The 23760-nt window shown below is 58.4% G+C and carries 28 protein-coding genes; 21 read left to right on the top strand and 7 right to left on the bottom strand.

Going from position 1 to position 23760, the window contains the following annotated elements; translation table 11 throughout:
* The first annotated feature begins 6 nt into the window (after positions 1–6).
* The 8 genes from rpmA (at position 7) to Q1A51_RS10140 (ending at position 6065) form a co-directional block, all read left to right on the top strand.
* On the top strand, positions 7–276 hold the full coding sequence (gene rpmA / locus Q1A51_RS10105) for a 50S ribosomal protein L27 (RefSeq protein WP_189370744.1): 270 nt from the start codon (positions 7–9) through the stop codon (positions 274–276).
* 93 nt (positions 277–369) lie between these two features.
* Complete coding sequence (locus Q1A51_RS10110) at positions 370–873, top strand: GNAT family N-acetyltransferase (RefSeq protein ID WP_299596563.1); 504 nt, start codon at positions 370–372, stop codon at positions 871–873.
* Positions 870–1421, top strand: coding sequence for a GNAT family protein (locus tag Q1A51_RS10115; protein ID WP_299596561.1), 552 nt, complete (start codon positions 870–872; stop codon positions 1419–1421). Before Q1A51_RS10110 ends, Q1A51_RS10115 begins: the two co-directional genes overlap by 4 nt.
* Complete coding sequence (locus tag Q1A51_RS10120) at positions 1418–2020, top strand: LysE family translocator (RefSeq protein WP_299197579.1); 603 nt, start codon at positions 1418–1420, stop codon at positions 2018–2020. The genes Q1A51_RS10115 and Q1A51_RS10120 overlap by 4 nt, the downstream gene beginning before the upstream one ends.
* A gap of 2 nt (positions 2021–2022) precedes the next feature.
* On the top strand, positions 2023–2559 hold the full coding sequence (locus Q1A51_RS10125; RefSeq protein ID WP_299201076.1) for a GNAT family N-acetyltransferase: 537 nt from the start codon (positions 2023–2025) through the stop codon (positions 2557–2559).
* A 36-nt stretch (positions 2560–2595) separates the two neighbouring features.
* Positions 2596–3630: a GTPase ObgE gene (gene obgE / locus Q1A51_RS10130; protein WP_299596558.1), complete on the top strand. Its 1035-nt coding sequence runs from the start codon at positions 2596–2598 to the stop codon at positions 3628–3630.
* Positions 3618–4724 carry a glutamate 5-kinase gene (gene proB, locus Q1A51_RS10135; RefSeq protein ID WP_299596556.1) on the top strand — a complete coding sequence of 369 codons (1107 nt, stop codon included), beginning with the start codon at positions 3618–3620 and terminating at the stop codon, positions 4722–4724. The genes obgE and proB overlap by 13 nt, the downstream gene beginning before the upstream one ends.
* A 75-nt stretch (positions 4725–4799) precedes the next feature.
* Positions 4800–6065, top strand: coding sequence for a glutamate-5-semialdehyde dehydrogenase (locus tag Q1A51_RS10140; protein WP_299596553.1), 1266 nt, complete (start codon positions 4800–4802; stop codon positions 6063–6065).
* Here the strand turns inward: Q1A51_RS10140 and Q1A51_RS10145 are convergent.
* Positions 6062–6655 (bottom strand): histidine phosphotransferase family protein, encoded by a 594-nt coding sequence (locus tag Q1A51_RS10145; RefSeq protein ID WP_299596551.1) that lies wholly within the window; start codon positions 6653–6655, stop codon positions 6062–6064. The genes Q1A51_RS10140 and Q1A51_RS10145 overlap by 4 nt on opposite strands.
* A 38-nt stretch (positions 6656–6693) precedes the next feature.
* Here Q1A51_RS10145 and Q1A51_RS10150 point away from each other — a divergent pair, with 38 nt between their 5' ends.
* The 6 genes from Q1A51_RS10150 to pip all read left to right on the top strand — a co-directional run bounded on the left by Q1A51_RS10150 (position 6694) and on the right by pip (position 11720).
* Positions 6694–6876: a DUF3553 domain-containing protein gene (locus Q1A51_RS10150; protein WP_299197487.1), complete on the top strand. Its 183-nt coding sequence runs from the start codon at positions 6694–6696 to the stop codon at positions 6874–6876.
* 94 nt (positions 6877–6970) lie between these two features.
* Positions 6971–7732, top strand: coding sequence for a GNAT family N-acyltransferase (locus Q1A51_RS10155; protein ID WP_299596548.1), 762 nt, complete (start codon positions 6971–6973; stop codon positions 7730–7732).
* Between the two features lie 2 nt (positions 7733–7734).
* Positions 7735–8586: a lysophospholipid acyltransferase family protein gene (locus Q1A51_RS10160; RefSeq protein WP_299599623.1), complete on the top strand. Its 852-nt coding sequence runs from the start codon at positions 7735–7737 to the stop codon at positions 8584–8586.
* A 386-nt stretch (positions 8587–8972) separates the two neighbouring features.
* Positions 8973–9788: a 30S ribosomal protein S2 gene (rpsB, locus tag Q1A51_RS10165; protein ID WP_299197478.1), complete on the top strand. Its 816-nt coding sequence runs from the start codon at positions 8973–8975 to the stop codon at positions 9786–9788.
* 73 nt (positions 9789–9861) lie between these two features.
* Positions 9862–10737 carry a translation elongation factor Ts gene (gene tsf, locus Q1A51_RS10170; protein ID WP_299197475.1) on the top strand — a complete coding sequence of 292 codons (876 nt, stop codon included), beginning with the start codon at positions 9862–9864 and terminating at the stop codon, positions 10735–10737.
* A gap of 65 nt (positions 10738–10802) precedes the next feature.
* Positions 10803–11720, top strand: coding sequence for a prolyl aminopeptidase (pip, locus tag Q1A51_RS10175; protein ID WP_299596545.1), 918 nt, complete (start codon positions 10803–10805; stop codon positions 11718–11720).
* Between the two features lie 369 nt (positions 11721–12089).
* Here the strand turns inward: pip and Q1A51_RS10180 are convergent, their stop codons facing one another.
* The 5 genes from Q1A51_RS10180 to Q1A51_RS10200 form a co-directional block, all read right to left on the bottom strand.
* The gene (locus tag Q1A51_RS10180; protein ID WP_299596542.1) at positions 12090–12692 is read right to left on the bottom strand and encodes a histidine phosphatase family protein; all 603 of its coding nucleotides are present in this window, start codon (positions 12690–12692) and stop codon (positions 12090–12092) included.
* A complete protein-coding gene (locus Q1A51_RS10185) occupies positions 12692–13441 on the bottom strand; it encodes a LuxR family transcriptional regulator (RefSeq protein WP_299197437.1) in 750 nt (249 codons plus the stop codon). Before Q1A51_RS10185 ends, Q1A51_RS10180 begins: the two co-directional genes overlap by 1 nt.
* Positions 13438–13881, bottom strand: coding sequence for a type II 3-dehydroquinate dehydratase (gene aroQ, locus Q1A51_RS10190; protein ID WP_299596540.1), 444 nt, complete (start codon positions 13879–13881; stop codon positions 13438–13440). The genes Q1A51_RS10185 and aroQ overlap by 4 nt, the downstream gene beginning before the upstream one ends.
* 62 nt (positions 13882–13943) lie before the next feature.
* A complete protein-coding gene (locus tag Q1A51_RS10195; RefSeq protein WP_299596537.1) occupies positions 13944–14414 on the bottom strand; it encodes a MaoC family dehydratase in 471 nt (156 codons plus the stop codon).
* On the bottom strand, positions 14411–15412 hold the full coding sequence (locus Q1A51_RS10200) for an NADP-dependent oxidoreductase (RefSeq protein ID WP_299596534.1): 1002 nt from the start codon (positions 15410–15412) through the stop codon (positions 14411–14413). The genes Q1A51_RS10195 and Q1A51_RS10200 overlap by 4 nt, the downstream gene beginning before the upstream one ends.
* 26 nt (positions 15413–15438) lie before the next feature.
* Here Q1A51_RS10200 and Q1A51_RS10205 point away from each other — a divergent pair, with 26 nt between their 5' ends.
* A complete protein-coding gene (locus Q1A51_RS10205; protein WP_299596531.1) occupies positions 15439–16101 on the top strand; it encodes a histidine phosphatase family protein in 663 nt (220 codons plus the stop codon).
* Here Q1A51_RS10205 and Q1A51_RS10210 read toward each other — a convergent pair.
* Complete coding sequence (locus Q1A51_RS10210; protein ID WP_299596528.1) at positions 16098–17093, bottom strand: NADPH:quinone oxidoreductase family protein; 996 nt, start codon at positions 17091–17093, stop codon at positions 16098–16100. The two genes, Q1A51_RS10205 and Q1A51_RS10210, sit on opposite strands and share 4 nt — an antisense overlap.
* 138 nt (positions 17094–17231) lie before the next feature.
* Between Q1A51_RS10210 and Q1A51_RS10215 the strand changes: the two genes are divergently transcribed.
* The 6 genes from Q1A51_RS10215 to Q1A51_RS10240 all read left to right on the top strand — a co-directional run bounded on the left by Q1A51_RS10215 (position 17232) and on the right by Q1A51_RS10240 (position 23741).
* Positions 17232–18056 carry an SDR family NAD(P)-dependent oxidoreductase gene (locus Q1A51_RS10215; protein WP_299596526.1) on the top strand — a complete coding sequence of 275 codons (825 nt, stop codon included), beginning with the start codon at positions 17232–17234 and terminating at the stop codon, positions 18054–18056.
* Positions 18053–18937 (top strand): SDR family NAD(P)-dependent oxidoreductase, encoded by an 885-nt coding sequence (locus Q1A51_RS10220; RefSeq protein WP_299596523.1) that lies wholly within the window; start codon positions 18053–18055, stop codon positions 18935–18937. The genes Q1A51_RS10215 and Q1A51_RS10220 overlap by 4 nt, the downstream gene beginning before the upstream one ends.
* A 91-nt stretch (positions 18938–19028) precedes the next feature.
* Positions 19029–20225: an acetyl-CoA C-acyltransferase gene (locus Q1A51_RS10225; protein ID WP_299596520.1), complete on the top strand. Its 1197-nt coding sequence runs from the start codon at positions 19029–19031 to the stop codon at positions 20223–20225.
* Positions 20226–20289: 64 nt separating this feature from the next.
* The gene (locus Q1A51_RS10230; RefSeq protein ID WP_299596517.1) at positions 20290–21288 is read left to right on the top strand and encodes a nitronate monooxygenase family protein; all 999 of its coding nucleotides are present in this window, start codon (positions 20290–20292) and stop codon (positions 21286–21288) included.
* Positions 21288–22316: a phosphotransferase family protein gene (locus Q1A51_RS10235; RefSeq protein WP_299596514.1), complete on the top strand. Its 1029-nt coding sequence runs from the start codon at positions 21288–21290 to the stop codon at positions 22314–22316. The genes Q1A51_RS10230 and Q1A51_RS10235 overlap by 1 nt, the downstream gene beginning before the upstream one ends.
* A 183-nt stretch (positions 22317–22499) precedes the next feature.
* Positions 22500–23741 carry a branched-chain amino acid ABC transporter substrate-binding protein gene (locus tag Q1A51_RS10240; RefSeq protein ID WP_299596511.1) on the top strand — a complete coding sequence of 414 codons (1242 nt, stop codon included), beginning with the start codon at positions 22500–22502 and terminating at the stop codon, positions 23739–23741.
* The last annotated feature ends 19 nt before the right edge of the window (positions 23742–23760 follow it).

Consider the following 23760-nt stretch of genomic DNA (forward strand, 5'->3'; position numbering starts at 1 on the left):
AGACGCATGGCACATAAAAAAGCAGGCGGTTCATCCCGTAACGGTCGCGACTCCGCTGGCCGCCGTCTTGGCGTAAAGCTTTATGGTGGCCAAGCCGCCATTCCCGGCAACATCATCGTGCGCCAGCGCGGAACCAAGTTTTGGCCGGGTGAAGGCGTAGGCATGGGCAAAGATCACACAATCTTTGCAACCGTTGATGGCGCCGTCACCTTCCACAAAGGCCTCAAGGGTCGCACGTTTATCTCCGTGCTCCCAGCTGCGGAGGCTGCTGAATAAGCCGTACCCAAAAGGTTTTGACAAAATCAGGGATCGGCGGAAACGCCGGTCCCTTTTTCGTTTCCGCCCCCCGCAACCAGCGAGGAGGGTCTGATGACAGACCTAATGACCACTGACCGCCTGACCCTGCGCCGTCCCGGAATGCAGGACGCTGCCGTGTTCGCCGCATTGGTGGGTGACTTGGATGTGTCGCGCTGGCTGACCCGCGTGCCGCATCCCTATACGCTGGCGGATGCCAATGACTTCATTGCGCGCGTTGAAGTCGGTGGAGGCAACACCTTTGTTATCTGTGCGGGAGAGCAGGTCGTCGGATGCATTGGTACCGAGGGCGAGCTTGGATACTGGCTGGGAAAGAACCACTGGGGTCTCGGCTATGCGTCCGAGGCGTGCAGGGCCATGGTTAATCGCCACTTTGCGATGACGTCTTCGGACCTGCAAAGCAGCCATTTCATGGAAAACGTGGCATCGCGCCATGTGCTTCAGAAGCTGGGATTTGTGCGGACATCGCAGACGCAGGCCAGATGCCCGGCGACAGGCGACTGTCATGTTTTGCAGCGCATGGTGTTGACCCAAAGCACGTGGGAGATGATCGGATGACGGCATCCACCAAACCAGTACTGCGCGGTCCGCGTGTCGTTCTCCGTGACGTAGTTCCTGGCGACGTCGATGCACGTTTTGCCTTGGGCAACACGCCGGATATCGTGAAGATGTTTGGCGGTGATCCGGGGCAGGTGCGGGATATCACTCGTGATGCTGCACAGGCATGGGTTACTGTGCAGCAAGAGGATCGTCATGCTTGGGTGATCGATGTTGGTGGCGACCTGCTGGGCGCCATCCGTCTGCACTTGATCAATCGCGCCGACCGAAGGGCTCTGATCGGTATCGGCATTCTGGATCCCAATGCGTTGGGGCAGGGTTTCGGCTCCGAAGCGATGCGCCTGCTTGGGGCGCATGCGTTTGATGACATGGGATTGCACCGGTTGGGTTGCCGGGTGCTGGCATTCAACGCCCGCGCCATTGCTGCCTACAAAAAAGTGGGGTTTGTCGTCGAGGGACGCGAACGTGAGTCTGCATTGATTGATGCCGAATGGCATGATGATTTGGTGATGGGCCTGCTCGACCGCGATTTGGTGCGTCTGCCATGACAGTTGCGGCGATGTCCTTTGCCGTCTTTGCAGCCAGCCAGGTCGGAACACCCGGGCCTGCAAACATGGCGCTTTTGGCAACCGGGGCGCGGTACGGCTTTCGCGCGGCTTTGCCATTCGTGGCCGGTGTCGCGCTGGGAAAGCAGCTTATCATCTGGCCTGTTGGTTTTGGCCTGATGGAATTGGCTGATCGGGCACCGTGGGTGTTCCAAACCCTGAAATGGGTATCTGCTGCCTACATCATCTGGCTGGCGTGGAAGGTGTCACAACTGCGCCTTGGTGCATCCGACCCGAGTGCTGCCGCGCCTGGCTTCGTCGCTGGACTTGTAGTGCACCCGTTGAACCCCAAGGCGTGGGCAATGATTGTTGCAGGTTTCACGGGCTTTGTATCTCCCGGTACGGATGCCGTTATCGCAACGGCAACGATTGGTGGAATATTGCTCGCCACGCAGGTGCTGTTTCACCCGCTTTGGACACTTGCCGGTGATCGTATCGCGCGCACCCTCGCAGGAACGCGTGCGGAACCTTATTTGATGTATACCCTCGCGGCCCTGACGGTCGCGTCGGTTCTGTTTGTTTTGTTCGGAGGAGGGACATGACCGTGGAGATGGAAAAAATCGTGACCCAGAATGTGATCGAAACGGAACGCTTCGTACTGCGTCCGTTGCGCCGGTCGGACATGGGGTTGATCGAGATGTATACGAGCGACCTGCGCGTCGCCCGCAACACCCAATCTATTCCACATCCGATCCCGCCTGGCATGACCGAAGCCTTTGTGGCGCGCGCCATGGCAGATGAGCGCGAGGAAGATGTCTGGGCGATGGACGGGCTCAAATCCGGCGGCGCGGAAATCATGGGTCTGATCTCCTTGACCCGTATGGATCGCAACCAGTCCGAGGTAGGATATTGGGTCGCTCCACATTTTTGGAACACCGGCCTTGCATCCGACGCGGTTCAGGCGCTTGTGGATGCCAATCCGATGGACAATGCCACGATGTTTGCCAGCGTGTTTCAGGACAATCCGGCCTCGGCTCGCGTCTTGACACATTGCGGGTTCGAATATCTGGGCGATGCCGAAGGGTTCTCGGTCGCGCGGGATGCGACCGTGCCCACATGGACTTATAGTCGCAAACTCTGATTGCGGGGGCTGGTCCCCCGCGCTAGGACACCACCCATGAAGTTTCTTGATCTGACCAAGGTCTACATCCGTTCGGGTGCAGGCGGAAACGGGTGCATCTCGTTTCGGCGCGAAAAATACATCGAATATGGCGGCCCGGACGGCGGCGATGGCGGAGGCGGGGGCTCCGTCTGGGCAGAGGCCGTCGATGGGCTGAACACGCTGATCGACTTTCGCTACCAGCAGCACTTCTTTGCAAAGAACGGCCAACCAGGCATGGGGCGTCAGCGCACCGGCAAGGATGGCGACGACATTCTGCTACGTGTCCCCGCGGGGACAGAAATCCTTGATGAGGATCAGGAGACGGTGATCGCCGATCTGGTGAGTGTTGGTGATCGGGTCGAACTGGCGCGTGGTGGGAACGGTGGTTGGGGCAACCTCCATTTCAAGTCTGCCACCAACCAGGCGCCACGTCGTGCCAACCCCGGTCAAGAAGGTGTCGAGCGTACGCTCTGGCTACGCCTAAAGTTGATCGCGGATGTGGGTTTGCTGGGTTTGCCGAATGCGGGCAAGTCGACATTCCTTGCTACCACGTCGAATGCGCGACCCAAGATTGCGGACTATCCGTTTACCACGCTGCATCCCAACCTTGGTGTTGTTGGGGTGGACAACACCGAATTCGTTGTGGCCGACATTCCCGGCCTGATCGAAGGTGCGTCTGAAGGGCGGGGCTTGGGTGATCTGTTTCTGGGCCACGTTGAACGCTGTGCGGTCCTGCTGCATTTGGTGGATGGCACATCGGAAACAGTGGCTGAGGATTATGAGACTATCATTGGCGAGCTTGAGGCCTATGGCGGTGATCTGGCCGACAAGCCGCGCGTGACAGTGTTGAACAAGATTGATGCGTTGGACGAAGACGAACGCGCCACAGCCCGTACCGCACTCGAAGAAGCATCCGGCGGCCCGGTGATGATGATGTCGAGTGTTGCGCGCGACGGCGTCACCGAAGTGCTGCGGTCCTTGCGGGGGCAGATAGATGAGGATCGTCTGCGCCACCGTCCGCAGGAAGAGGTCGAGCCATGGCGTCCCTGATCACGGCCAAACGGCTGGTGGTCAAGATCGGGTCAGCGCTGTTGGTGGACAGGACCACGGGCGCGCTTCGTAAGGACTGGCTCACCGCCCTTGCGCAGGACGTGGCTTGGTTGAAGTCGTGCGGCGTACAGGTTGTTCTTGTTTCGTCAGGCTCCATCGCGCTGGGGCGCGAGGTTCTGGGTCTACCTGCCACTGATCTTGCATTGGAACAGTCGCAGGCTGCAGCGGCGGTTGGGCAGATTCGCCTTGCCCGTGCTTATGAGGAAGCTTTGGCGCCGCACGACATCACGACCGCCCAGGTGTTGATGACGTTGGAGGACAGCCGCGACCGACGCCGCTATTTGAATTCCAGGGCGACACTGGAGCACTTGGTTGGCTTGAATGTCGTGCCGATCGTCAATGAGAATGACACGATCGCGACCGATGAAATCCGGTTTGGCGACAATGACCGACTGGCCGCTCAGATCGCTGCGACCATAGGCGCGGACGTTCTTGTCCTGCTGTCGGACGTGGACGGGTTCTATTCCGCCAACCCTGCCGATGATCCAGAGGCGAAGCGCTATGATTTCATCGACCATATCACGCCCGAGATCGAAGCGATGGCTGGCGATGCCGGGTCGGGGCTGTCAAAGGGTGGAATGAAAACCAAGCTCATGGCGGCAAAAACCTCGACGGCCGCGGGATGCGCGATGGCGATCTGTCATGGTGCTGCCTTGCGCCCACTTACCGGGCTTGAAACAGGCGCGAACGCGACGTGGTTCACTGCCACACTGGACCCGCAAGTTGCACGCAAACGCTGGATTGCGGCCATGAAACCGCTTGGAACTGTGACGCTGGACGCAGGTGCTGCACAGGCATTGTCAAGAGGAAACAGTCTGTTACCTGCTGGAGTTCATGCAGTTTCGGGAATGTTTGGCCGCGGTGACCCGGTGGCGATCACGGGGCCGGATGGACACCAACTTGGTCTGGGTCTCAGTCGTTATACAGCGGATGAAGCGCAAAAGATCAAAGGCCACAGGAGCGCCGAGATCGAGAAGCTACTGGGGTATCCGGGACGGGCCGCCTTGATCCACCGCGATGATATGGCGCTGTGATCTTCTTCTGACTATAAATACCACCGCCGGAGGCATGGAAATCTGCGGCGTACCGCCTGAAAAAGGACGTGACCCATGAAAGACTTCGCCGACATCCCTGCATTGATGGCCGATATTGGCACCCGCGCAAAAACTGCCGCGGCGTCATTGGCCTTTGCCAGCGCCGAGCGGAAGCATGCCGCTTTGATCAGCGCGGCAGAGCATGTGTGGAACAGCCGCGATGCGATTATTGCGGTGAACGCGCTGGACATGGAATTTGGTCGGAACAAGGGCTTGTCCGATGCCATGATGGATCGCCTGCGGCTGGATGAAGAGCGTATTCAAGGGATCGTCGACGGTCTGCGCGCGGTGGCTGAACAGGCTGACCCGGTCGGAGAGGTTCTGGCCGAATGGACCCAGCCCACGGGGCTGAACATTCAACGTGTTCGGACACCGCTAGGGGTTGTCGGCGTTATCTACGAAAGCCGGCCCAATGTGACGGCGGATGCGGGTGCCCTGTGCCTGAAAGCTGGCAACGCTGTTATCCTACGTGGCGGATCAGAGAGCTTTCATTCGTCGGGTGCAATCCATGCCGCGTTGCAAGCGGGTCTGCGCGACGCCGACTTGCCCGAAGATGCCATCCAGCTTGTGCCGACGCGAGACCGTGCCGCGGTCAGTGAAATGCTGACCATGACCGACACTATCGATGTGATAGTGCCACGTGGCGGCAAAGGTCTTGTCGGTCTTGTACAGCGCGAGGCGCGTGTACCTGTCTTTGCTCATCTTGAAGGGATCGTTCACATCTACATCGACAAGGATGCGGATCCCGAGAAGGTCCTCAAGGTTGTTTTGAACGCAAAAACGCGGCGCACGGGTATCTGTGGGGCCGCGGAGTGCTTGTTGATTCACCGGGATATTGCGTCGACCATCGGTCAGGGCGTTGTCCGCGCGTTGGTGGACGCGGGTGTGCGTGTTCATGCAGATGTCGCGTTGCAGACGATCGAAGGCGTGTTGGCCGCCACCGACGCCGATTGGGGCAAGGAATACCTCGATATGGACATTGCCGCGCGCGTGGTTTCGGATGTTGATGCAGCGATTGAGCATATCCGAATCCATGGCTCAAACCACACCGATTGTATCCTGACCGAGGATGCGGGGGCCGCTGCCAAGTTTTTTGATCAACTCGACAGCGCGATTCTGATGCACAACGCCTCCACCCAGTTTGCAGACGGCGGCGAGTTTGGCATGGGCGCAGAGATCGGGATCGCGACGGGCAAGATGCATGCACGCGGGCCGGTGGGTGCAGCACAGCTCACCAGTTTCAAGTACTTGGTGCGTGGCGATGGAACAGTGCGCGCCTAAAACCGGATTGTCAGCCTGTCCGGCAAAAGTTGTGTCGAAATCTTGCGCTGTGCGTCTGCCGCCACCTCGGGCAACAGGGCGAATTGCACGTGGGCTGGGGCCAGTTCGTTGACGCCTTCTCCTTTGAGCAGGCCCCAAAGCGATGAATCGACACTTTGTTTGGCGGAATGGCCTGTGATGTCCCATGTGCCATCAGTGCACGCAATTTCAATCCGCCCGCCATAGGGCAGAGCCGTTTCAAGACATTGTACCGCGAGAAAGGCCATCCGCACAGCCCAGCGCGGTTGCGGGTCAAGCGGCCCGTAGACGGCCTTCAGCCGTCCGCCATCCATGCTGTCCGATAGGATCGACACAACCTCGGCCCGGCCGAGCGGCTGTGCACTTGCGGCACCGTAAGCGATGCGAAAGAATCGAATACGCGCGCTGGCGTTGCCCACGCTTTCCGAGATCAGATCAAGTTCGGGCCCCGTTTGCCCGTTGGACATACCCAGCAGCTCGAGGCCGTTGTTGATGGCCCCGATTGGCGATATGAGGTCATGGCAAATGCGGCTGCCGATCAATGCAGCCAGGTTGATGTTACTTTGGCCCATCAGCGGCCCCCAGACAGTGAAATGGTAAAGGCCCGGATATGGAAGATCTGAATGCCATTCTGGCTCCCGGCATGTTGGTGCGTCATCCCCAGTACGATGAGTGGGGTATTGGGCAGGTCCAAAGCAACATCGGCGCCAAGGTCACCGTGAATTTTCCCAATGAGGGCAAGGTGGTGATCGATGGAACGCGTATTGCTTTGATCCCGGTCTTTGATGCTTGAACATCCTTTCTAAAACCTTAACGCATTGCAACCTCTCGTCGCATGCGGCGTCAATCTCTACCCTTTTTCAAGATATGCCGATACACCGCCCGCGATGAGCCTGACCAAAGACCCAGAATTTCGTGTGAGCCTTGTAGACGACCCGGCGGACCTGCGGGCAGCGCAGGCCTTGCGTTACGATGTTTTCGTGCGCGAACTGGGCGGTGGTGGCGCGATGGTGGACCATCATGCCGGCCTTGAGCGTGATCGCTTCGATCCCTTTTTTGATCATCTTGTTCTGTACGATGATGCGGTGGGACAGGTTGTTGCCGTTTACCGGATGCTGCGCGCCGAACAGGCCGAGGCAGCGGGGCAATTCTATTCCGAAGATGAGTATGATCTGGCACCCTTGCGCGCGACGGGGCGGAGATTGCTGGAGCTAGGTCGATCTTGCGTGCACAAAGACTATCGCGGAGGGGCGGCGCTGTATCATCTTTGGAATGGTCTTGCCGCTTACGTGGCGGAGCATCAGATTGACATCATGTTTGGCGTCGCGTCGTTCCACGGCACCAATCCACGAGCCATTGCGCAACCTCTGTCACTCCTATATCACCGTCACCTTGCACCCGAACCGCTGCGTGTGACGGCTCGAGCGCCACACGCTGCCGCCATGAACCTGATACCCGAAGATCAGATCGACAGACGCGCGGCGATGGTGGACATGCCTGCCTTGATCAAAGCCTATCTGCGCCTTGGCGGTGTCGTGGGGGAGGGGGCCTATGTCGATCATGCCTTCAACACGACAGATGTGTGCCTGATCATGGACACTGCTGCTATGTCGGACCGTCAGAGGCGGATTTATGGAGCAGTTTCATGAGCATGACATGGGACGGTGCACCGCCGCCTGACCATGTGGTGCGTGGTCCGACCGCGGTGCTGCGCATTCTTTGGCGAGGCGCGGGTATCGTTTTGATCATTCTCATCGGATTGGCGTTGCTCCTGCCTTTGCGTATGATCGAAAGGCCGTTTTTTGGGTTGACGCGCCCGTGGACGCCCTGGATCACGCAGGTGGTGTGCCGCTTGTCCATGTTCTGGCTTGGGCTGTCCTACATCCGCACTGGCAAACCGATGAAAGGGCGGGGTGCCATCGTGGCCAACCACTCGTCCTGGTTGGACATCTTTGTTCTGAACGCGGCGGACCGTATCTACTTCGTGTCGAAATCAGAAGTGGCGGGATGGCCCGGTATCGGTACGCTGGCCCGCGCAACAGGCACGTTGTTCATTGCTCGCGATCCACGCGCGGCCAAGGTGCAAACGGAGTTGTTCCAAGAGCGGTTGCTGGCCGGTCAAAGGCTTTTGTTTTTCCCCGAAGGCACCAGTACAGACGGTTTGCGTGTTTTGCCGTTCAAGACGACCTTGTTCGCGTCATTCTTCGCTGAAGATCTGCGCCCACATCTGTCCGTACAGCCGGTCACGGTGGTGTACCATGCGCCGCAACGCCGTGATGCTAGGACCTATGGCTGGTGGGGTGACATGGAATTCGGCACACACCTTTTGGCAACGCTTGCATTGCCGCAACATGGACGGGTGGAGGTGATCTATCACGCGCCCTTGCGTGTGTCCGACTTTGCGGATCGCAAGGCTTTGGCGGCGGCGGCGGAGGTGGCGGTACGCGCCAGTCATGCGCTTGCAGCGGGTGAACAGGCGGTAAGCGACGAGACCGGAGTTTAACCTTTTGCTGCGTGCGTGGCCGGACAACCGAACGCTGCTGGCCTGTCACCCCCGTACACTCCCTGTGCACCCCCCCGTACACCGGGGATGCACCACACTATGGCAAGACTGCTCTTGCGCATCAGATCTTGTGCTTATTTGATCCAAAGGACGCGCTTGCGCGCGATACCAATCCAGTCGCCTGTAACTGGTGTGCTCGCAATTGTGCAGCCGGGCGTGGATGGTGTCGAATGGGGCTTGCCATTTCAGAGCGCTTGGCATAATCGGCGCGCACTAACTCCGCAGTTCGGGGCGGGCAGATGGGGGAGACATCCCCAGATGTCCACCGGTTGGCGCATCCGCGCTGATACCCCGGGCAAGGCGAAAACCGGAAAAGGATAAAGCACATGGCTCTTCCCGAGTTCTCCATGCGTCAGCTGCTTGAAGCAGGCGTACACTTTGGTCACCAGACACAGCGCTGGAACCCGCGCATGTCGCCCTTCATTTATGGCGCGCGCAACGGCATCCACATCATGGACCTGACGCAGACTGTTCCGATGCTGGATCAGGCCCTGCAAGCTGTCCGCGACACTGTCGCAAAAGGCGGCAGCGTTCTGTTCGTTGGCACCAAGCGTCAAGCGGCACAGCCCATTGCGGATGCAGCCGAGAAATGCGCGCAGTACTACATGAACCACCGCTGGCTGGGTGGCACGCTGACCAACTGGCAGACCGTGTCGAAATCGATCAACCGCCTGAAGTCGATCGATGAGCAGTCCGAGAACGGTTTTGAAGGTCTGACGAAGAAAGAGCGTCTGGGCATGGAACGTGACCAGGGCAAACTTCAAGCCTCGCTGGGTGGTATCCGCGAGATGGGTGGTCGTCCTGATCTGCTGTTCGTCATCGACGTCAAGAAAGAAGCGCTGGCCGTCGCGGAAGCCAACAAGCTGGGTATCCCGGTTGTGGCTGTGGTCGACACCAACTGCTCGCCCGATGGTGTGGATTACATCATCCCCGGTAACGATGACGCGGCCCGTGCCATTGCGCTGTATTGCGATCTGGCATCGCGCGCAGCCCTTGACGGCATGAGCGCCCAACTGGGTGCAGCCGGCGTTGATCTGGGTGCGATGGAAGAAGCACCGGTTGAGGAAGCTGTCGCCGAAGAGGCCCCTGCAGAAGAAACCGCTGCTGAAGCGCCTGCTGCCGAAGCGCCTGCAGAAAGCTGAAGCGTCACACAACTGACATGTGCGGCGGGCTAAGGCCTGCCGCAACCCACACCCATTTGAGGAGAGCCAAGAGATGGCAATCACAGCAGCATTGGTGAAAGAACTGCGCGACAGCACCGGCGCAGGCATGATGGACGCGAAAAAAGCGCTGACCGAAACCGGTGGTGACATGGAAGCCGCTGTTGACTGGCTGCGCACCAAGGGCTTGGCGAAAGCCGCCAAGAAATCGGGCCGGACGGCTGCCGAAGGTCTGGTGGCCGTTGTTGTCGACGGTGGCACTGGCGTTGCGGTTGAAGTGAACTCGGAAACCGACTTTGTTGGCAAGAACGCTGAATTCCAGGAAATGGTGTCCGGCATCGCCACCGCCGCTTTGGGCGTGGACGGTGTTGAAGCACTTGCTGCTGCCGACATGGGTGGCAAGTCCGTTGCAGACGTCGTGACTGACAAGATCGCAACCATTGGCGAGAACATGTCGGTCCGCCGCATGGCCAAGATTTCCGGCGGTACAGTTGTGTCCTATGTCCACAACGCGGCAACTGCCGGCATGGGTAAAATCGGTGTTCTGGTCGCCATGGACGGCGGCGACGAAGCGTTCGGCAAGCAGGTTGCGATGCACATCGCGGCTGTAAACCCTGCAGCTTTGTCCGAGGCCGACATGGATACTGCCGTGGTCGAGAAAGAAAAGCAGGTTCAGATGGATATTGCACGTGAAAGCGGCAAGCCTGAGCAGGTCATCGAGAAGATGATCGTGGGCCGGATGAAGAAATTCGTCGCCGAATCAACCTTGCTGAACCAGTCCTTTGTTGTGAACCCCGACCTGACGGTCGAGGCGGCTGCCAAGGAAGCGGGCGCAACCATCACCGGCTTTGCCCGTCTGGAAGTGGGCGAAGGCATCGAAGTCGAAAAGGAAGACTTTGCAGCCGAGGTTGCGAAAGCAGCTCAGGGCTAATCTTTCCCTTGCATTGAATGTGAAACGGCGCGCCCATTGTGGCGTGCCGTTTTGCGTTGGAGGGGATGTTTATGTTGGATGTGGGCGATGGTCACCGGCTGTGGTTTGAACAGGCCGGGCAGGGCGCAGATGCCCTTGTGTTGCATGGTGGGCCCGGATCTGGCTGCAAGCCGGGACACTATGATCTGTTTGATCTGTCGCGATACCGCGTGACCCTGCTGGATCAGCGCGGTTGTGGTCGGTCAACGCCTCTTGCCTCCGAAACGCTGGACGCTTTGGACGCTAACACGACACAGCATCTGATTGCCGACATCGAAATGCTGCGTGCCCATCTGGGCGTGGATGCTTGGGTGCTGTTTGGCGGATCATGGGGGTCGACGTTGGCCTTGGCCTATGCACAGGCCCATCCCACGCGCGTGCGGGCGCTGGTTCTGGCGGGGGTGGCAACAACGGCGGAGCGAGACTTGCGTTGGTTGTATGGGGATGTGGGGAACATGTTTCCCGAAGCATACAAGGAGTTTTGTGCAGCCGTGCCGGAGGTGAGCATGGCCCCCGAGGCGACGGTGGAGCGTATACGTGCCTATGCTGAGCTGTTGCAAGATCCTGTCCGTGCGCAGTCGGCCGCGGATGCGTGGTGCCAGTGGGAGACCGGGATCTTTGGTGGAGATATTCACACGCCGGGGTCCCGCTATTCTGACCCGTCCTTTCGGCTGGGGTTTGCGCGGATCGTTACGCATTATTTTGCCCATGGGGCTTGGATGGACGACGATCAATTGCTGCGGAATGTCGGGACCATCGCGCACGTCCCGTGTACCATGATCCACAGCCGGTTTGATCCGTCTTGCCCGTTGCGCGCGCCGTGGGAATTGGATCAAGTTTGGCCGGCGGCGACCTTGCGGGTGCTGGATGGCACGACCCATTCCGCCTTGGACAAAGAGATGGTCCGGGTCATCCGTTCAGCGACGGATTCATTGGTGCTCTGAAGGCAAAGGTGGGCGAGATCGCGTTTGGGGTCGCAATCCCGCCCGTTTGTCGGCGTCCTTGGCCACGGGGATGAGACACGTGGACGCTACAAAGTCCGACCCACCTGCTGAAAAATACACAGGCGAGCCGGGTCCGGAAGATCCGGTCGAAACGCAGTGCCCTCGTAATCGCGAGAGGTCCGTTTCGCTGTTCCCTGGCTAAAGCCACCACTCACGGAACACGCCTACAATGCCAAATTTACGACGTGTTAGCAAAGTGGGGGATTCCTTACCCAATGGTCAAAAATTTCACCAGCTCGTCTCTGAGTTGTGTTTTTGTATCTTTTTTGGGCAGTCATACACAGAAAATGACCGAACGACCGCATTTGATCAGATTTCGAAGGCTTGTTCCAAAGGCTGCCAGTGCGATCGGACCTGCAGATTCGCGCGGTCAAAAACCATCACGTTGCCACCTCCTCCGGGGCCTTGATCATGGTCACGGCTGATTGGTGTATTGGCGCAAGCGCAATACAGAAGCGAGCCAACCGCACCGTGTCCTACGACCAGGATGTCCCCAGGCGGCGCCGTCCGCGCCATGTTTTGCACGCTGGTCAGAATGCGATCTTGGGCATCTTGCGCGCGTTCCCAGCCCCGGATTGACTGCGTAGGGTTGGCGAAGAATGTGTCCGCAGTGGTTTCGAACTCGGTCGGGGGCAAGTAGCCTGTGGCAGAACGGTCATTTTCGTAGCTGTCTTCGGCGATGATGACGTTCAATTCTAAGGCAGAAGCAAGTGGGTGTGCTGCGTCACGTGCTTTGCGCTCGGGGCTGGAAAAAACCGAGTGCGTGCCCTTCAGCCTATCGTGAGCAATTTGGGCAAGTGCGTTGATCCGCGCTTGGCCTACATCGTTCAGTGACCACTCGGTGATCGGTACGTCGGGATCTATCAGAACCTGCGGATGGCTCAGATACATCAGTCGCGCGGAATGAGCCATTATGCTTCGAGGATAAACATCTGATTTGCGAATGCCGCCTTCAGGACGGCTTGGGCTGTGGTTTCCACCGCCAGCGCCTCCCGTGCAAGGCGAAGATGTTTTTCCACCGTCGCCGATGTCAGCCCCATCAGAACTGCAATATCCTGCATTGTTTTGCCGTCGCCGACCCACTCCAGAGCTTCGCGCTGGCGTTTGGTCAGGGATCGATTGGGTGCCGTATAGGGCAGGGTGAGAATCTTAAGGTGCGCCACATTGTTCATAAGGTGAATGTCGCGCCCATGTTGGGCCCACACGGCATCGACTTCTTCCTGCGTCATGCCCTCACGCGCGGTCAGGGCGATTGCACCTTTTGAACGGGCCGAGACCGACTTGAAGCTGATCGTGTATCCCACAGTCACACCCATGGAATAGTTGAATTCAAGCACGCGCTGTTCTGACTTGCTCAGCGTTTCAGAGGATTGCATCTGCGCGAGGATACCCCAGCTGCACGCCCCTTCGTTGTTCAAAGCCCAGTTGACCATGGGGGCGTGGACATAATGCTGTTCGCCAAGAAATGTATCCGTGTAGGCACGGTCGTGGTTTGTGAGGATGATGAAATCTTCGGGATCACCCAGCGAATTGCCCGAGCGGTAGCGGGTAAAGCCATAGATCAATCTGTCAAACCCGTATTCGGCCATCCTGCGCGAATGGGCTTCCCACAGTTCCTCTATGGTTTGACAGTTTGACAACCTGTGCAGATAGCTTTTCAAGTCCGCCCCCCAAGGTGTCCTATCAACGCGTCCAGAGCCAGAGTATACCCCGCAACGCCAAAGCCGCAAATCATCCCGACGGCCACCGGCGCAATATAGCTGTTGTGGCGGAATGCTTCGCGCGCGTGGATATTGCTGAGGTGCAGTTCGACGACCGGCAATTCGGTTCCAAGGATCGCATCGTGCAATGCGATGGACGTATGGGTGTAGGCACCGGCATTGAGAACAATACCGTCATGCGTTCCTTTCGCGGCGTGAATGGTATCAACAAGGGCACCTTCGTGGTTGGATTGGGTGCATGTGACGTCATAGCCATTCTTCGCAGCGTACTCGCGGCATAGCTGTTCGACCTGGGGCAGGGTGGTTGCGCCATAAATCTCGGGCTGACGGGTGCCGAGCAGATTCAGATTGGGACCGTTAAGGACCAGAACAGAAGTCATGGGAAAAACCTTAGATTTATGACGGTGTTATCCACTCTGCCCTATATCTGTCCAGTGCAGGGTTAAGCCGATTGGTCAAAGACCGCCAATCCAAGCCATTCTGCAACAAGTGCTGGCGTTTCCGAGCCATCGATGTCGATCGTCAGTGCCATGGTGCGCAACAGTTCACTTTCGTTCCGCTTTTGAATGTCGTTGAGGGTGAAACGTCCTCGCAACCGGTTGCCGGGCCGCACAACGGCGAGGAATCGTAGGCGATTGAAGCCGTAGTTTATTCCCATGGCTTGCCCAGGCATGAGAGGAAAGCAGTCGTACGCGAAACGCGATGCCAGGCTGAGTGTCAAAAAGCCATGGGCAATAGTGCTGCCAAAGGGTGTTCCCTTTGCCCGCACCGGGTCGACATGAATCCACTGATCATCATGGGTTGTGGCGGCAAACTGGTCGATCATTGGCTGATCGACCGTGATCCAGTTTGAAACGCCAACTTCGGTGCCGATCTGTTGCGACAGGCTATCCAGCGCCGCGTCAATGCTCATGGATCGGCGCCAACACGCACCATGCGCTTGCCGGTATTGTCCCCGTTCAAGAGGCCGATCAGGGCCTTGGGGGCGTTTTCCAGACCTTCGACGATATCCTCGGTGACCTTGATCTTTCCTTGCTGGACCCAGGCTTGCAAAGCGCGTGTTGCTTTGGCGTCGTCGCGCGCGAAGTCCATGACGATGAACCCCTCCATACGCAAGCGTTTGACAACAACAACGCCGGGCAGGTTGCGGGGACCGGTTGGATTGGTCGTGTCATATTGGCTGATTGCGCCACAGCATACAACGCGACCACGTTCGTTCATGAGGGCCAATGTGGCTTCAAGAATGTCTCCGCCCACATTATCGAAATGAACATCGATGCCATTCGGACAAGCTGCCTTGAGGGCTTTGAACACGCCGCCCGCCCGGTAGTCGATGCAGGCGTCGAAACCGAGATTGTCTGTGACAAATGCGCATTTCTCCGGTCCTCCGGCGATTCCGACGACGCGGCAGCCAAGGGCCTTGCCGATCTGACCAACATAACCACCAACGGATCCTGCGGCAGCGCTCACCACGATGGTTTCGCCAGCTAAAGATTGACCAATCTGCATCAGACCGTGGAATGCTGTCTTGCCTGCAATACCATAAACGCTCAGCAGGTGGCTGAGCGGCTGGATCTTTGGCAGTTTTTGCAACTTGTGGGCAGGGCGGATGACATGGTCGGCCCAAACACTCTCTGCCGCGACAATTTCGCCGGGGCCGATGCGGGGCGACTTACTCTCCATTACCTCGCATATGGAGTAGGTGGGCATTGGGTCACCCGCATTCACCGCGTCGCGGTAGGTTGCGCCTTGCATCCACGACCGGTTGGCGGCGTCGATACTCATCAGGATGGTGCGCAGGAGCACCTCGCCTTCCTGCGGTGCGGGCATTGCCGCCTCCTGCAGCTCGAAGTGTTCAGGGCCAAGTGCACCCTGAGGCAGGCTAGCGACGACAATCTGGCGGTTGGTCATAGGATGGCTCCTGTGTATGAGGGGGCATGACGAAAGAATACCGCCAACCCGTTTACGCGCCGCCCGAGGGAGCGGCTGACTTGTTTCTGATACGGCATGGGGAAAGCGCGCCAGCGCGTTCCGGCGTGAGTTTTCCGATGAAGGATGGCAGCGGTGACCCGCCTTTGCATCCGCAGGGCGAGCGGCAGGCGTCCGCTGTTGGTGAGCGTCTGAAAGGTGAAATTTTTGCAGCGCTTTATGTGACGAAGTTGATGCGTACACATCAAACGGCTGCACCGTTGGCGCAACATTTGAATATGACCCCGATCGAGAATCCCGATTTGCATGAGGTGAACCTTGGTGACTGGGATGGTGGCTTGTATCGCATCAAGGCGGCGGAGGGAGACCCGATCTATCAATGTGTCAGGGACACGCAGGATTGGTCGCCGATTCCCGGGGCAGAGACGCGTGATGCGTTTTTTGGCCGGGTGCGCAGAGGGTTGTTGGGTGTCGCGGCAGCGCACGCGAACCAGCGCGTCGCGGTATTTGTCCATGGCGGCGTGATCGGTGCAGCTCTTGCGATGGCAACAGGTTCTGAGCCCTTTGCATTCCTTGGCGCTGCCAACGGGTCGATCAGCCGCCTTGTGATCCATGGCGAACGTATGATCGTCCGGGGTTTCAATGAAACGCAGCACCTGGACCACCTCTAGTCGTTTGTAAGCACGACCTTGCCTTGCACCTTGCGGTCGGCGATCAACTCCAGTGCTTTGGCCGCGTCCTGCATTGGGAAACTGGCAGAGATGTGCGGCTTTACTTTCCCTTTTCCATACATTTCAAAGAGTTCCGTGATGTTCTGCATATGACCCTTGGGATCGCGATAGATTGATGCGCCCCAGAACACGCCGACGATCTGACACGATTTTAGCAGGGTTAGATTCAACGGGATGGCCGGAATACCGGCCGGAAACCCAACGACCAGGAACCGGCCGCCCCAAGCCATCGAGCGGATCACCGGTTCGGCATAGTCGCCTCCCACGGCGTCATAGGCCACGTGCACACCTTCTGAACCTGCAACTTTCTTGATCTCGGCCGAAAGGGCCTTTTGCGCGTCGCGGTCCATCTCGCGCGGGTAAATGATTGCATCGTCAGCGCCCAGATCGCGGCAAAACTGCGCTTTTTCCTGTGAACTCACAGCGGCGATCACACGGCCACCTGCCGCTTTGCCAAGCTCTATGGCTGCCGCACCAACGCCACCAGCCGCGCCAAGAATGAGAAGAGTCTCGCCTTCCTTCAACTCCCCTCGGTTTTTCAACGCGTAGTGGGACGTACCGTATGTGAAAATTAAGCACGCGGCCTCATCAAACGGCATGTCGTCCGGAATTTTCACACAAGATGTTACGGGGGCACAGAGGTGGGTGGTGAAACCACCAAAGCCGGTCATGGCCAGAACACGGTCGCCGACCGCCAGATGCGACACGCCATCACCCAGCGCTTCGACAACACCGGACACCTCGCCGCCGGGGGCAAAGGGGCGTGGGGGTTTGACCTGATAAAGATCACGAATGATCAATGTGTCGGGGAAGTTGACGCCCGCAGCCTTCACCGCGATCCGCACTTCTCCCTTCTTTGGTTCGGGAGTTGGCTGTCCGGTCCATTCCAGCGTTTCAGGGCCACCGGGTGCGGTGCTGAGCATGGCGTGCATATCGGGTCCTCCCACCCATGACGTTACGGCAGGGGTGCAATGTGCCTGCCTTTGTCACATCCTGCAGTTGAGGAGGCGCGGCTGTAAAGCCGTGGACCGGGCGACGTTACGGTAGCCCGCAGATCGGAGGAGAGAGCCATGGATCCCAAAACCCTTTTTTCATTGGATGGAAAGGTGGCTCTGGTCACCGGCGGTGCGACTGGCATTGGGCGGATGGCTGCCACCGGCCTGATGATGGCGGGTGCTCGTGTTCTGATTGCAAGCCGAAAGGGTGACGCCTGTGAGGCGGTGGCAGCGGAGCTGAACGCCATAGATGCGCAGGGTTCCGCCGAAGGGTTTGCAGGGGACGTCGGCAGTGAAGAAGGAATTGCAGCGCTGGTCGCCGAGGTGTCCAAGCGCACCGACAAGCTGCATATCCTCATGAACAATTCCGGTGTCACCTGGGGCGCACCCATGGGACAGTTCCCACATCAGGCGTGGGAAAAGGTCATGAATGTCAACGTGGCAGGCGTATTTCACCTTACGCAAAGCCTGCTGCCGATACTGATCAAGAGTGCGACTGCCGATGATCCGGCGCGCGTTGTCAACGTGGGGTCGGTCATGGGCGATGCGCCACTGGGCGATGGGGCATATTCCTATGCCGCATCCAAGGCGGCAGTGCTGCATATGACCAAGATCATGGCCAAGGAGCTGGCTGGGCACCATGTGACCGTGAACGCGCTGGCACCGGGCCCGTTTGTCAGCAAGATGACCGCTTTCGCCACGGCTGACGAAGATATGCGCGACAAGGTTGGTGCGGATGTGCCGCTGGGGCGCGTTGGCCGAGATGAGGATATTGCTGGTTGCATGCAATTCCTGTGCGGGCAGGGCGGTGCCTATTTGACAGGTGCAATCCTGCCGGTGTCCGGGGGGATTCAGGTCATGTCGGGGCCAAACCTGTTCCGTGCGGCGCTGGAGGGATGATCCGCTTCGACGATCAGGTTGCTATTGTGACTGGCGCCGGAGCAGGCTTAGGCCGCTCCCATGCTCTGGGGCTGGCTGAGCGCGGTGCGCGTGTCGTTGTAAATGATATGGGCGACGCCTCTTCAGTGGTTTCGGAAATTGAAGCGGCGGGCGGGAAGGCCGTAGCCATCGCGGCAGACGTCTCAGATGCGGGCGCTGTTAGTGATATGGTTGCGCAGGTTATGGATCGCTGGGGGCGGATCGACATCTTGATCAACAACGCCGGCATTCTACGGGACAAGACCTTTGCCAAGATGGACATGGATGACTTCGCTAAGGTAATCAATGTGCACCTGATAGGAACGGCGCAGTGCTGTCACGCCGTGTGGCCGATCATGCGTGCCCAGGGCTATGGGCGTATCCTTCTGACGGCGTCCGGGTCAGGGCTGTATGGCAACTTTGGTCAGTCCAACTATGGGGCGGCCAAGGCTGGTATGGTCGGTTTGATGAATGTGCTGCACCTTGAAGGCGCGCGGGACGACATCCGGGTGAACACGCTGGCCCCCACTGCCGCAACCGCAATGACCGAGGGACTGCTGCCGCAGGTGGCGCTTGATCTGCTTCAGCCAGGAACAATCACACCCGGTGTGCTGCATCTTGTCAGTCGGGATGCCCCAAGCTGCATGATCCTGTCAGCGGGAGGAGGTACGTTCGCGGTAACTCAAATCACTGAAACCCAGGGCACGTTGATCGAAGGTGACATCACGCCTGAGGCGGTTGCCGCCGCATGGTCTGAAATCATCGACCCGTCAGGCGCCGAACCATTGGAAAACGCTTTTGCACAGACCCGCAAATACGCGTTGCGGGCAGCGAAGGCCAAAGGGGTCGATCTTGACTGGTAGCGGGCAATGCTCCTTCATCTTGCCAAGTAAACTCCGGGGGCCGGGGAAGCGCCCGGGTCCAATTCTCCTAAACCAAGCAAGGACTAGATAAATGCGCGACGCTGTCATCGTCTCTACCGCTCGTACCCCCATCGGCAAAGCGTATCGTGGGGCGTTCAACACGACGACGCCCCAGGCCCTTTCAGCGCACGCGATCGAACATGCGGTCAAACGCGCTGGTGTAGAGGGGGGCGAAGTACAGGACGTGATCCTTGGGGCGGCGCTGCAGCAGGGGCACACTGCCAGCAACATTGCGCGGCAGGCGGCCATTCGGGCCGGACTGCCTGTGACAGTGGCAGGCATGAGTGTGGACCGGCAATGTGCGTCCGGCATGATGGCCATTGCGACGGCCTCCAAGCAGGTGGTGCACGATGGGATGGATGTGGTCATTGGCGGTGGGGTCGAATCTGTGTCGATGGTTCAGACCCCTGAAATGCGCGCGCATGGCGACCCGTGGCTTAAGGCGAAGAAGCCGGAAATCTACATGACCATGCTGGAAACGGCAGAAACTGTCGCTGATCGGTATGGCATTAGCCGCGCAGCCCAAGACCGCTACGCGGTACAGTCCCAGGCCCGCACCGCCGCCGCCCAAGAGGCTGGCAAGTTTGCGGACGAGATCGTGCCCATCACAACGGTGATGAAGTTTCAGGACAAGGAAACCAAGGCGATTTCGGAGCATGAAGTCACCCTAGACAAGGACGAGGGCAATCGCCCCGGAACTACATATGAAAATGTTGCGGGTCTAAAACCTGTGTTTTCAAATGGTATTAACGTAACGCAAGGTGAGTACATCACAGCCGGAAACGCGTCGCAGCTGTCTGATGGTGCGTCAGCGGCCGTCGTGATGGAGGCGTCGCTGGCCGAAAAGAAGGGGCTGGCCCCGCTTGGTCGTTGTGTCGGTGTGATGGCCGCTGGCTGTGAGCCGGACGAAATGGGCATTGGTCCGGTCTTTGCCGTGCCGCGCCTGCTTGAGGCGCATGGGCTCACGATGGATGACATTGGTCTGTGGGAACTCAACGAAGCCTTTGCCGTTCAGGTGCTGTATTGCCGCGACACGCTTGGCATTCCGGATGAGCTGTTGAACGTGAATGGTGGTGCCATCTCGATCGGGCATCCCTATGGCATGTCAGGTGCGCGGATGGTTGGCCATGCTTTAATCGAAGGCAAGCGACGCGGTGCCAAACATGTTGTTTGCACGATGTGTGTTGGTGGCGGCATGGGCGCGGCCGGCCTGTTTGAAGTGCTTTGAGCATCATATCTTTGAGCGGTCGAGATCTTTTGGGGAAACAACAGGCTGGGCGATGGATAAACAAATGACACAGCAGGACAGGTTGCCAAATGCGTTGCAGGGCTTGCGCATTCCAATGATCGCAGCTCCGTTGTTCATCATCTCCGTACCTGAATTGGTGATCGCCCAATGCAAAGCGGGCATTGTCGGATCGTTTCCAGCGCTGAATGCGCGTGAGGACGACGGCGAGCCACCGCTGCTGGATGCATGGCTGACCCAGATTTCAGAAGAGCTTGACCGCCACAACCAGGCCAATCCCGACACACCCGCTGCCCCCTTTGCCGTCAACCAGATTGTGCACAGGTCGAACGGACGGCTGGAGCGCGACCTGGAGATTTGCGTCCGGCACAAAGTGCCAATCTGGATCACGTCACTGGGCGCACGGGTCGAAGTGAACGAGGCCGCGCATTCCTGCGGAGGCGTCGTCCTGCATGACATCATCAACAACACGTTTGCCCGCAAGGCGATCGACAAGGGGGCCGATGGTCTTGTCGCTGTCGCCGCGGGGGCGGGCGGTCACGCGGGCCAGCAATCGCCGTTTGCCTTGATCCGCGAGATCCGCGAATGGTTTGATGGTCCAGTGGCCCTATCTGGCGCTATCGCTACGGGTGAAGCATTGCTAGCGGCCCGCGCGTTGGGTGCCGATTTTGGTTATGTCGGCTCGCCTTTTATTGCGACGGACGAAGCCAACGCAGTGCAGGGATACAAGGACATGATTGTGGACGCCGGCGCTGAAGATATCGTCTATTCCTCTCTGTTTACTGGGGTGTGGGGCAATTACCTGCGTGGTTCGGTTGAGGCGGCTGGTATGGATCCCGACAACTTACCCACCGCAGATGCGGCATCGATGAACTTCTCTTCGGGGTCGTCAAAGCCCAAGGCCTGGAAGACGATTTGGGGCTCTGGACAGGGGGTGGGGGCCGTTACCTCGATAGGACCCGCGGCCGCAATTGTCGACAGGATCGCCAGCGAATATGCGGAAGTCCAGGCACGACTGGCGCAGGACTTTTCAGGAAAACTGTGATGGACACCCAAACGCTTGATACAGCCGCTGTGGCGGCCTTTCTCAAAGACAAGTTGCCAGGGTTTGACAAAGCCATCGAGGCGACAAAGTTCGCAGGGGGCCAATCCAACCCAACTTTTCTTTTGCAGACGAATGCGGGGAACTATGTTCTGCGCCGCAAGCCTCCAGGTCAACTTTTGAAATCGGCTCATGCTGTGGATCGAGAGTTTCGGGTGCAAAAGGCGCTACATGGTTCAGACGTGCCGGTCGCGAAAATGCATGTTTTATGCCAAGAACCATCCGTCATCGGTTCGGACTTTTACGTGATGGACCATGTCGCAGGCAGGAACTTCAACGAACCGACCATGGACGGGGTGAACAATGAGGATCGGTCGGCAATCATCACAGATATGAACCGCGTTTTGGCGGCGCTGCACGAGGTTGATATCGAGGCGGTCGGACTGTCCGATTATGGCCCGCCCGGTCACTATTTGGAGCGGCAGGTTGGGCGCTGGACAAAGCAGTATCGCGCATCCGAAACCCAGAATATCCCGTCGATGAACAGCTTGATTGAGCGACTTGACGCTGACATGCCCGAAGATGATGGCCAGCGTACGCTGGTGCATGGTGACTATCGCATCGACAACATGATTTTCGAAACCGAGGGCACGCGTTGTCTGGCGGTGCTGGATTGGGAGTTAAGCACAATCGGCCACCCTTATGCAGATCTGGCATCGGTTATCATGCAATGGCAGTTGCCCGCCGGACCACAGGGCCGCGGATTGATGGGCGTAGATCGCGCCAGTTTGGGGCTGCCGTCTGATGCAGAATTTGTTGGGGCATATTGCGAAAGACGGGGTTTGGATCGCGTCGACCGGTTCGGTTTCTACGTCGCGTTTTGTTTTTTTCGCATGGGGGCGATCATTCAGGGGGTGCTGAAACGAGCCATTGACGGAAATGCGTCCAACCCGGAACGGGCCATGCAACTGGGCGCGTTTGTTCCTGTGTTTGCTGACAACGGATTGAAGGCCCTAGAAAGTGATCAATAACATAGCCTTATCGCGCTCTTGTAAAGCTATGCATCAAGAATTATTAACGTGTGGCAATCGCGCGCCCGGATTCAACCTAGACGCTTGACTTATCCTGTACCTGTGCAACGCTGGATCTATCCCGCCTCGTAAACTGGCCCGAAAGAGGCCGCCTTGGCGGTCCGCGTCCTAGGGAGGAACATCATGCGCACTACCACCATGCTTGGGCTGACCACTGCCCTTACTTTGGCCGCCAGCGCGTTTGCCGCTGGTGCTGACACGATCAAGATCGCTTTCATCGACCCCTTGTCTGGCCCATTTGCAGGGACAGGCACCAACGGCTTGCATCAATACGAATTCGCTGCCGAGGAGCTGGTGAACAAGAAGGGCGGCGTTCTGGACGGCGACATGTTCGAGATTGTGGCCTTTGACAACAAGATCAGCCCCAAGGAATCCCTGATCCAATTACAGGTCGCGATTGACCAGGGCATCCGCTACATCGCGCAGGGTAACTCGTCCGGTGTCGCCAACGCTCTCACGGAAGCGATCAACAAGCACAACCGCCGCAACCCGGAGGACCGGGTGTTGTTCCTGAACTATTCTGCCGTGGATCCGGCGCTGACAAACGACAAGTGCAACTTCTGGCACTTCCGCTTTGACGCCAATGCGGACATCAAGATGGATGCATTGACCGACAGCATTGTCAGCAATGACGCCATCGAAAAGGTCTATATCATTGGACAGGATTACAGCTTCGGCAAGGCCGTGGCAGCCGCTGCTGTGAAGTACCTCGGCGAAAAGGCACCTGAAATCGAAATCGTCGGGAATGAGCTGCACCCGATCGGAAAGGTCAAGGATTTCACCCCCTACAGTCGGAAGATCGTCGCTTCTGAGGCGGACGCCGTCATTACCGGCAACTGGGGTGCCGATATGGTCGGCCTGGGCAAATCCGTGCTGGAGAATGGATTTACTGGCCCGATCTATACATATTACGCCGCAGCTGATGGGATCACCGCAGCCTTCGGGGATGCCGGGGTGGGCAGCTTGCGGCTCGTGGCAGAGGGGCAGTTGAACCCACCGCCAAATGACACCGCGTCAGGATATATTCAGGCGTTCAAGGCCAAGTATCCAGATGGCAATTTGAGCCAGGCCCGCATCACCAATGTGATCGAGATGTTGGCCAAGGCGATCAACGAGGCCGGTACGGCCGACGACGTTGTGCCAGTGGCCTACGCACTTGCCGGAATGGAGCACGAAAGTCTTTGGGGTGGCAATTTGATGATGCGCGAAAGCGATCACCAGCTGATCCAGAACGTACACATCATGGAGCATACTGATGACGTCGTGTACGACCACGACAATTCCGGCTTCGGCGTAAAGGTGGTAAAAACGGTCGAGATGGCCGCGGCCGACAGCCCCACAAGTTGCAAGATGCGCCGCCCGTAACTTGATCCAGTGGGGCCGC

The sequence above is a fragment of the uncultured Tateyamaria sp. genome (assembly GCF_947496075.1).
In the GTDB taxonomy this organism is placed as follows: Bacteria; Pseudomonadota; Alphaproteobacteria; order Rhodobacterales; family Rhodobacteraceae; genus Tateyamaria.

Bases quoted from the DNA above. Each gene is read 5' to 3' on its own strand.
- Q1A51_RS10240 (WP_299596511.1), top strand. From the start codon at position 22,500: ATGCGCACTACCACCATGCTTGGGCTGACCACTGCCCTTACTTTGGCC.
- Q1A51_RS10215 (WP_299596526.1), top strand. From the start codon at position 17,232: ATGGATCCCAAAACCCTTTTTTCATTGGATGGAAAGGTGGCTCTGGTC.
- Q1A51_RS10235 (WP_299596514.1), top strand. From the start codon at position 21,288: ATGGACACCCAAACGCTTGATACAGCCGCTGTGGCGGCCTTTCTCAAA.
- Q1A51_RS10155 (WP_299596548.1), top strand. From the start codon at position 6,971: ATGAGCCTGACCAAAGACCCAGAATTTCGTGTGAGCCTTGTAGACGAC.
- Q1A51_RS10140 (WP_299596553.1), top strand. From the start codon at position 4,800: ATGAAAGACTTCGCCGACATCCCTGCATTGATGGCCGATATTGGCACC.
- Q1A51_RS10180 (WP_299596542.1), bottom strand. From the start codon at position 12,692: ATGGCTCATTCCGCGCGACTGATGTATCTGAGCCATCCGCAGGTTCTG.
- Q1A51_RS10230 (WP_299596517.1), top strand. From the start codon at position 20,290: ATGACACAGCAGGACAGGTTGCCAAATGCGTTGCAGGGCTTGCGCATT.
- Q1A51_RS10115 (WP_299596561.1), top strand. From the start codon at position 870: ATGACGGCATCCACCAAACCAGTACTGCGCGGTCCGCGTGTCGTTCTC.
- rpsB (WP_299197478.1), top strand. From the start codon at position 8,973: ATGGCTCTTCCCGAGTTCTCCATGCGTCAGCTGCTTGAAGCAGGCGTA.
- obgE (WP_299596558.1), top strand. From the start codon at position 2,596: ATGAAGTTTCTTGATCTGACCAAGGTCTACATCCGTTCGGGTGCAGGC.
- Q1A51_RS10120 (WP_299197579.1), top strand. From the start codon at position 1,418: ATGACAGTTGCGGCGATGTCCTTTGCCGTCTTTGCAGCCAGCCAGGTC.
- Q1A51_RS10200 (WP_299596534.1), bottom strand. From the start codon at position 15,412: ATGACCAACCGCCAGATTGTCGTCGCTAGCCTGCCTCAGGGTGCACTT.
- Q1A51_RS10195 (WP_299596537.1), bottom strand. From the start codon at position 14,414: ATGAGCATTGACGCGGCGCTGGATAGCCTGTCGCAACAGATCGGCACC.
- Q1A51_RS10150 (WP_299197487.1), top strand. From the start codon at position 6,694: ATGGAAGATCTGAATGCCATTCTGGCTCCCGGCATGTTGGTGCGTCAT.
- rpmA (WP_189370744.1), top strand. From the start codon at position 7: ATGGCACATAAAAAAGCAGGCGGTTCATCCCGTAACGGTCGCGACTCC.
- Q1A51_RS10220 (WP_299596523.1), top strand. From the start codon at position 18,053: ATGATCCGCTTCGACGATCAGGTTGCTATTGTGACTGGCGCCGGAGCA.
- Q1A51_RS10145 (WP_299596551.1), bottom strand. From the start codon at position 6,655: ATGGGCCAAAGTAACATCAACCTGGCTGCATTGATCGGCAGCCGCATT.
- pip (WP_299596545.1), top strand. From the start codon at position 10,803: ATGTTTATGTTGGATGTGGGCGATGGTCACCGGCTGTGGTTTGAACAG.
- Q1A51_RS10110 (WP_299596563.1), top strand. From the start codon at position 370: ATGACAGACCTAATGACCACTGACCGCCTGACCCTGCGCCGTCCCGGA.
- Q1A51_RS10160 (WP_299599623.1), top strand. From the start codon at position 7,735: ATGACATGGGACGGTGCACCGCCGCCTGACCATGTGGTGCGTGGTCCG.
- aroQ (WP_299596540.1), bottom strand. From the start codon at position 13,881: ATGACTTCTGTTCTGGTCCTTAACGGTCCCAATCTGAATCTGCTCGGC.
- proB (WP_299596556.1), top strand. From the start codon at position 3,618: ATGGCGTCCCTGATCACGGCCAAACGGCTGGTGGTCAAGATCGGGTCA.
- tsf (WP_299197475.1), top strand. From the start codon at position 9,862: ATGGCAATCACAGCAGCATTGGTGAAAGAACTGCGCGACAGCACCGGC.
- Q1A51_RS10210 (WP_299596528.1), bottom strand. From the start codon at position 17,093: ATGCACGCCATGCTCAGCACCGCACCCGGTGGCCCTGAAACGCTGGAA.
- Q1A51_RS10205 (WP_299596531.1), top strand. From the start codon at position 15,439: ATGACGAAAGAATACCGCCAACCCGTTTACGCGCCGCCCGAGGGAGCG.
- Q1A51_RS10225 (WP_299596520.1), top strand. From the start codon at position 19,029: ATGCGCGACGCTGTCATCGTCTCTACCGCTCGTACCCCCATCGGCAAA.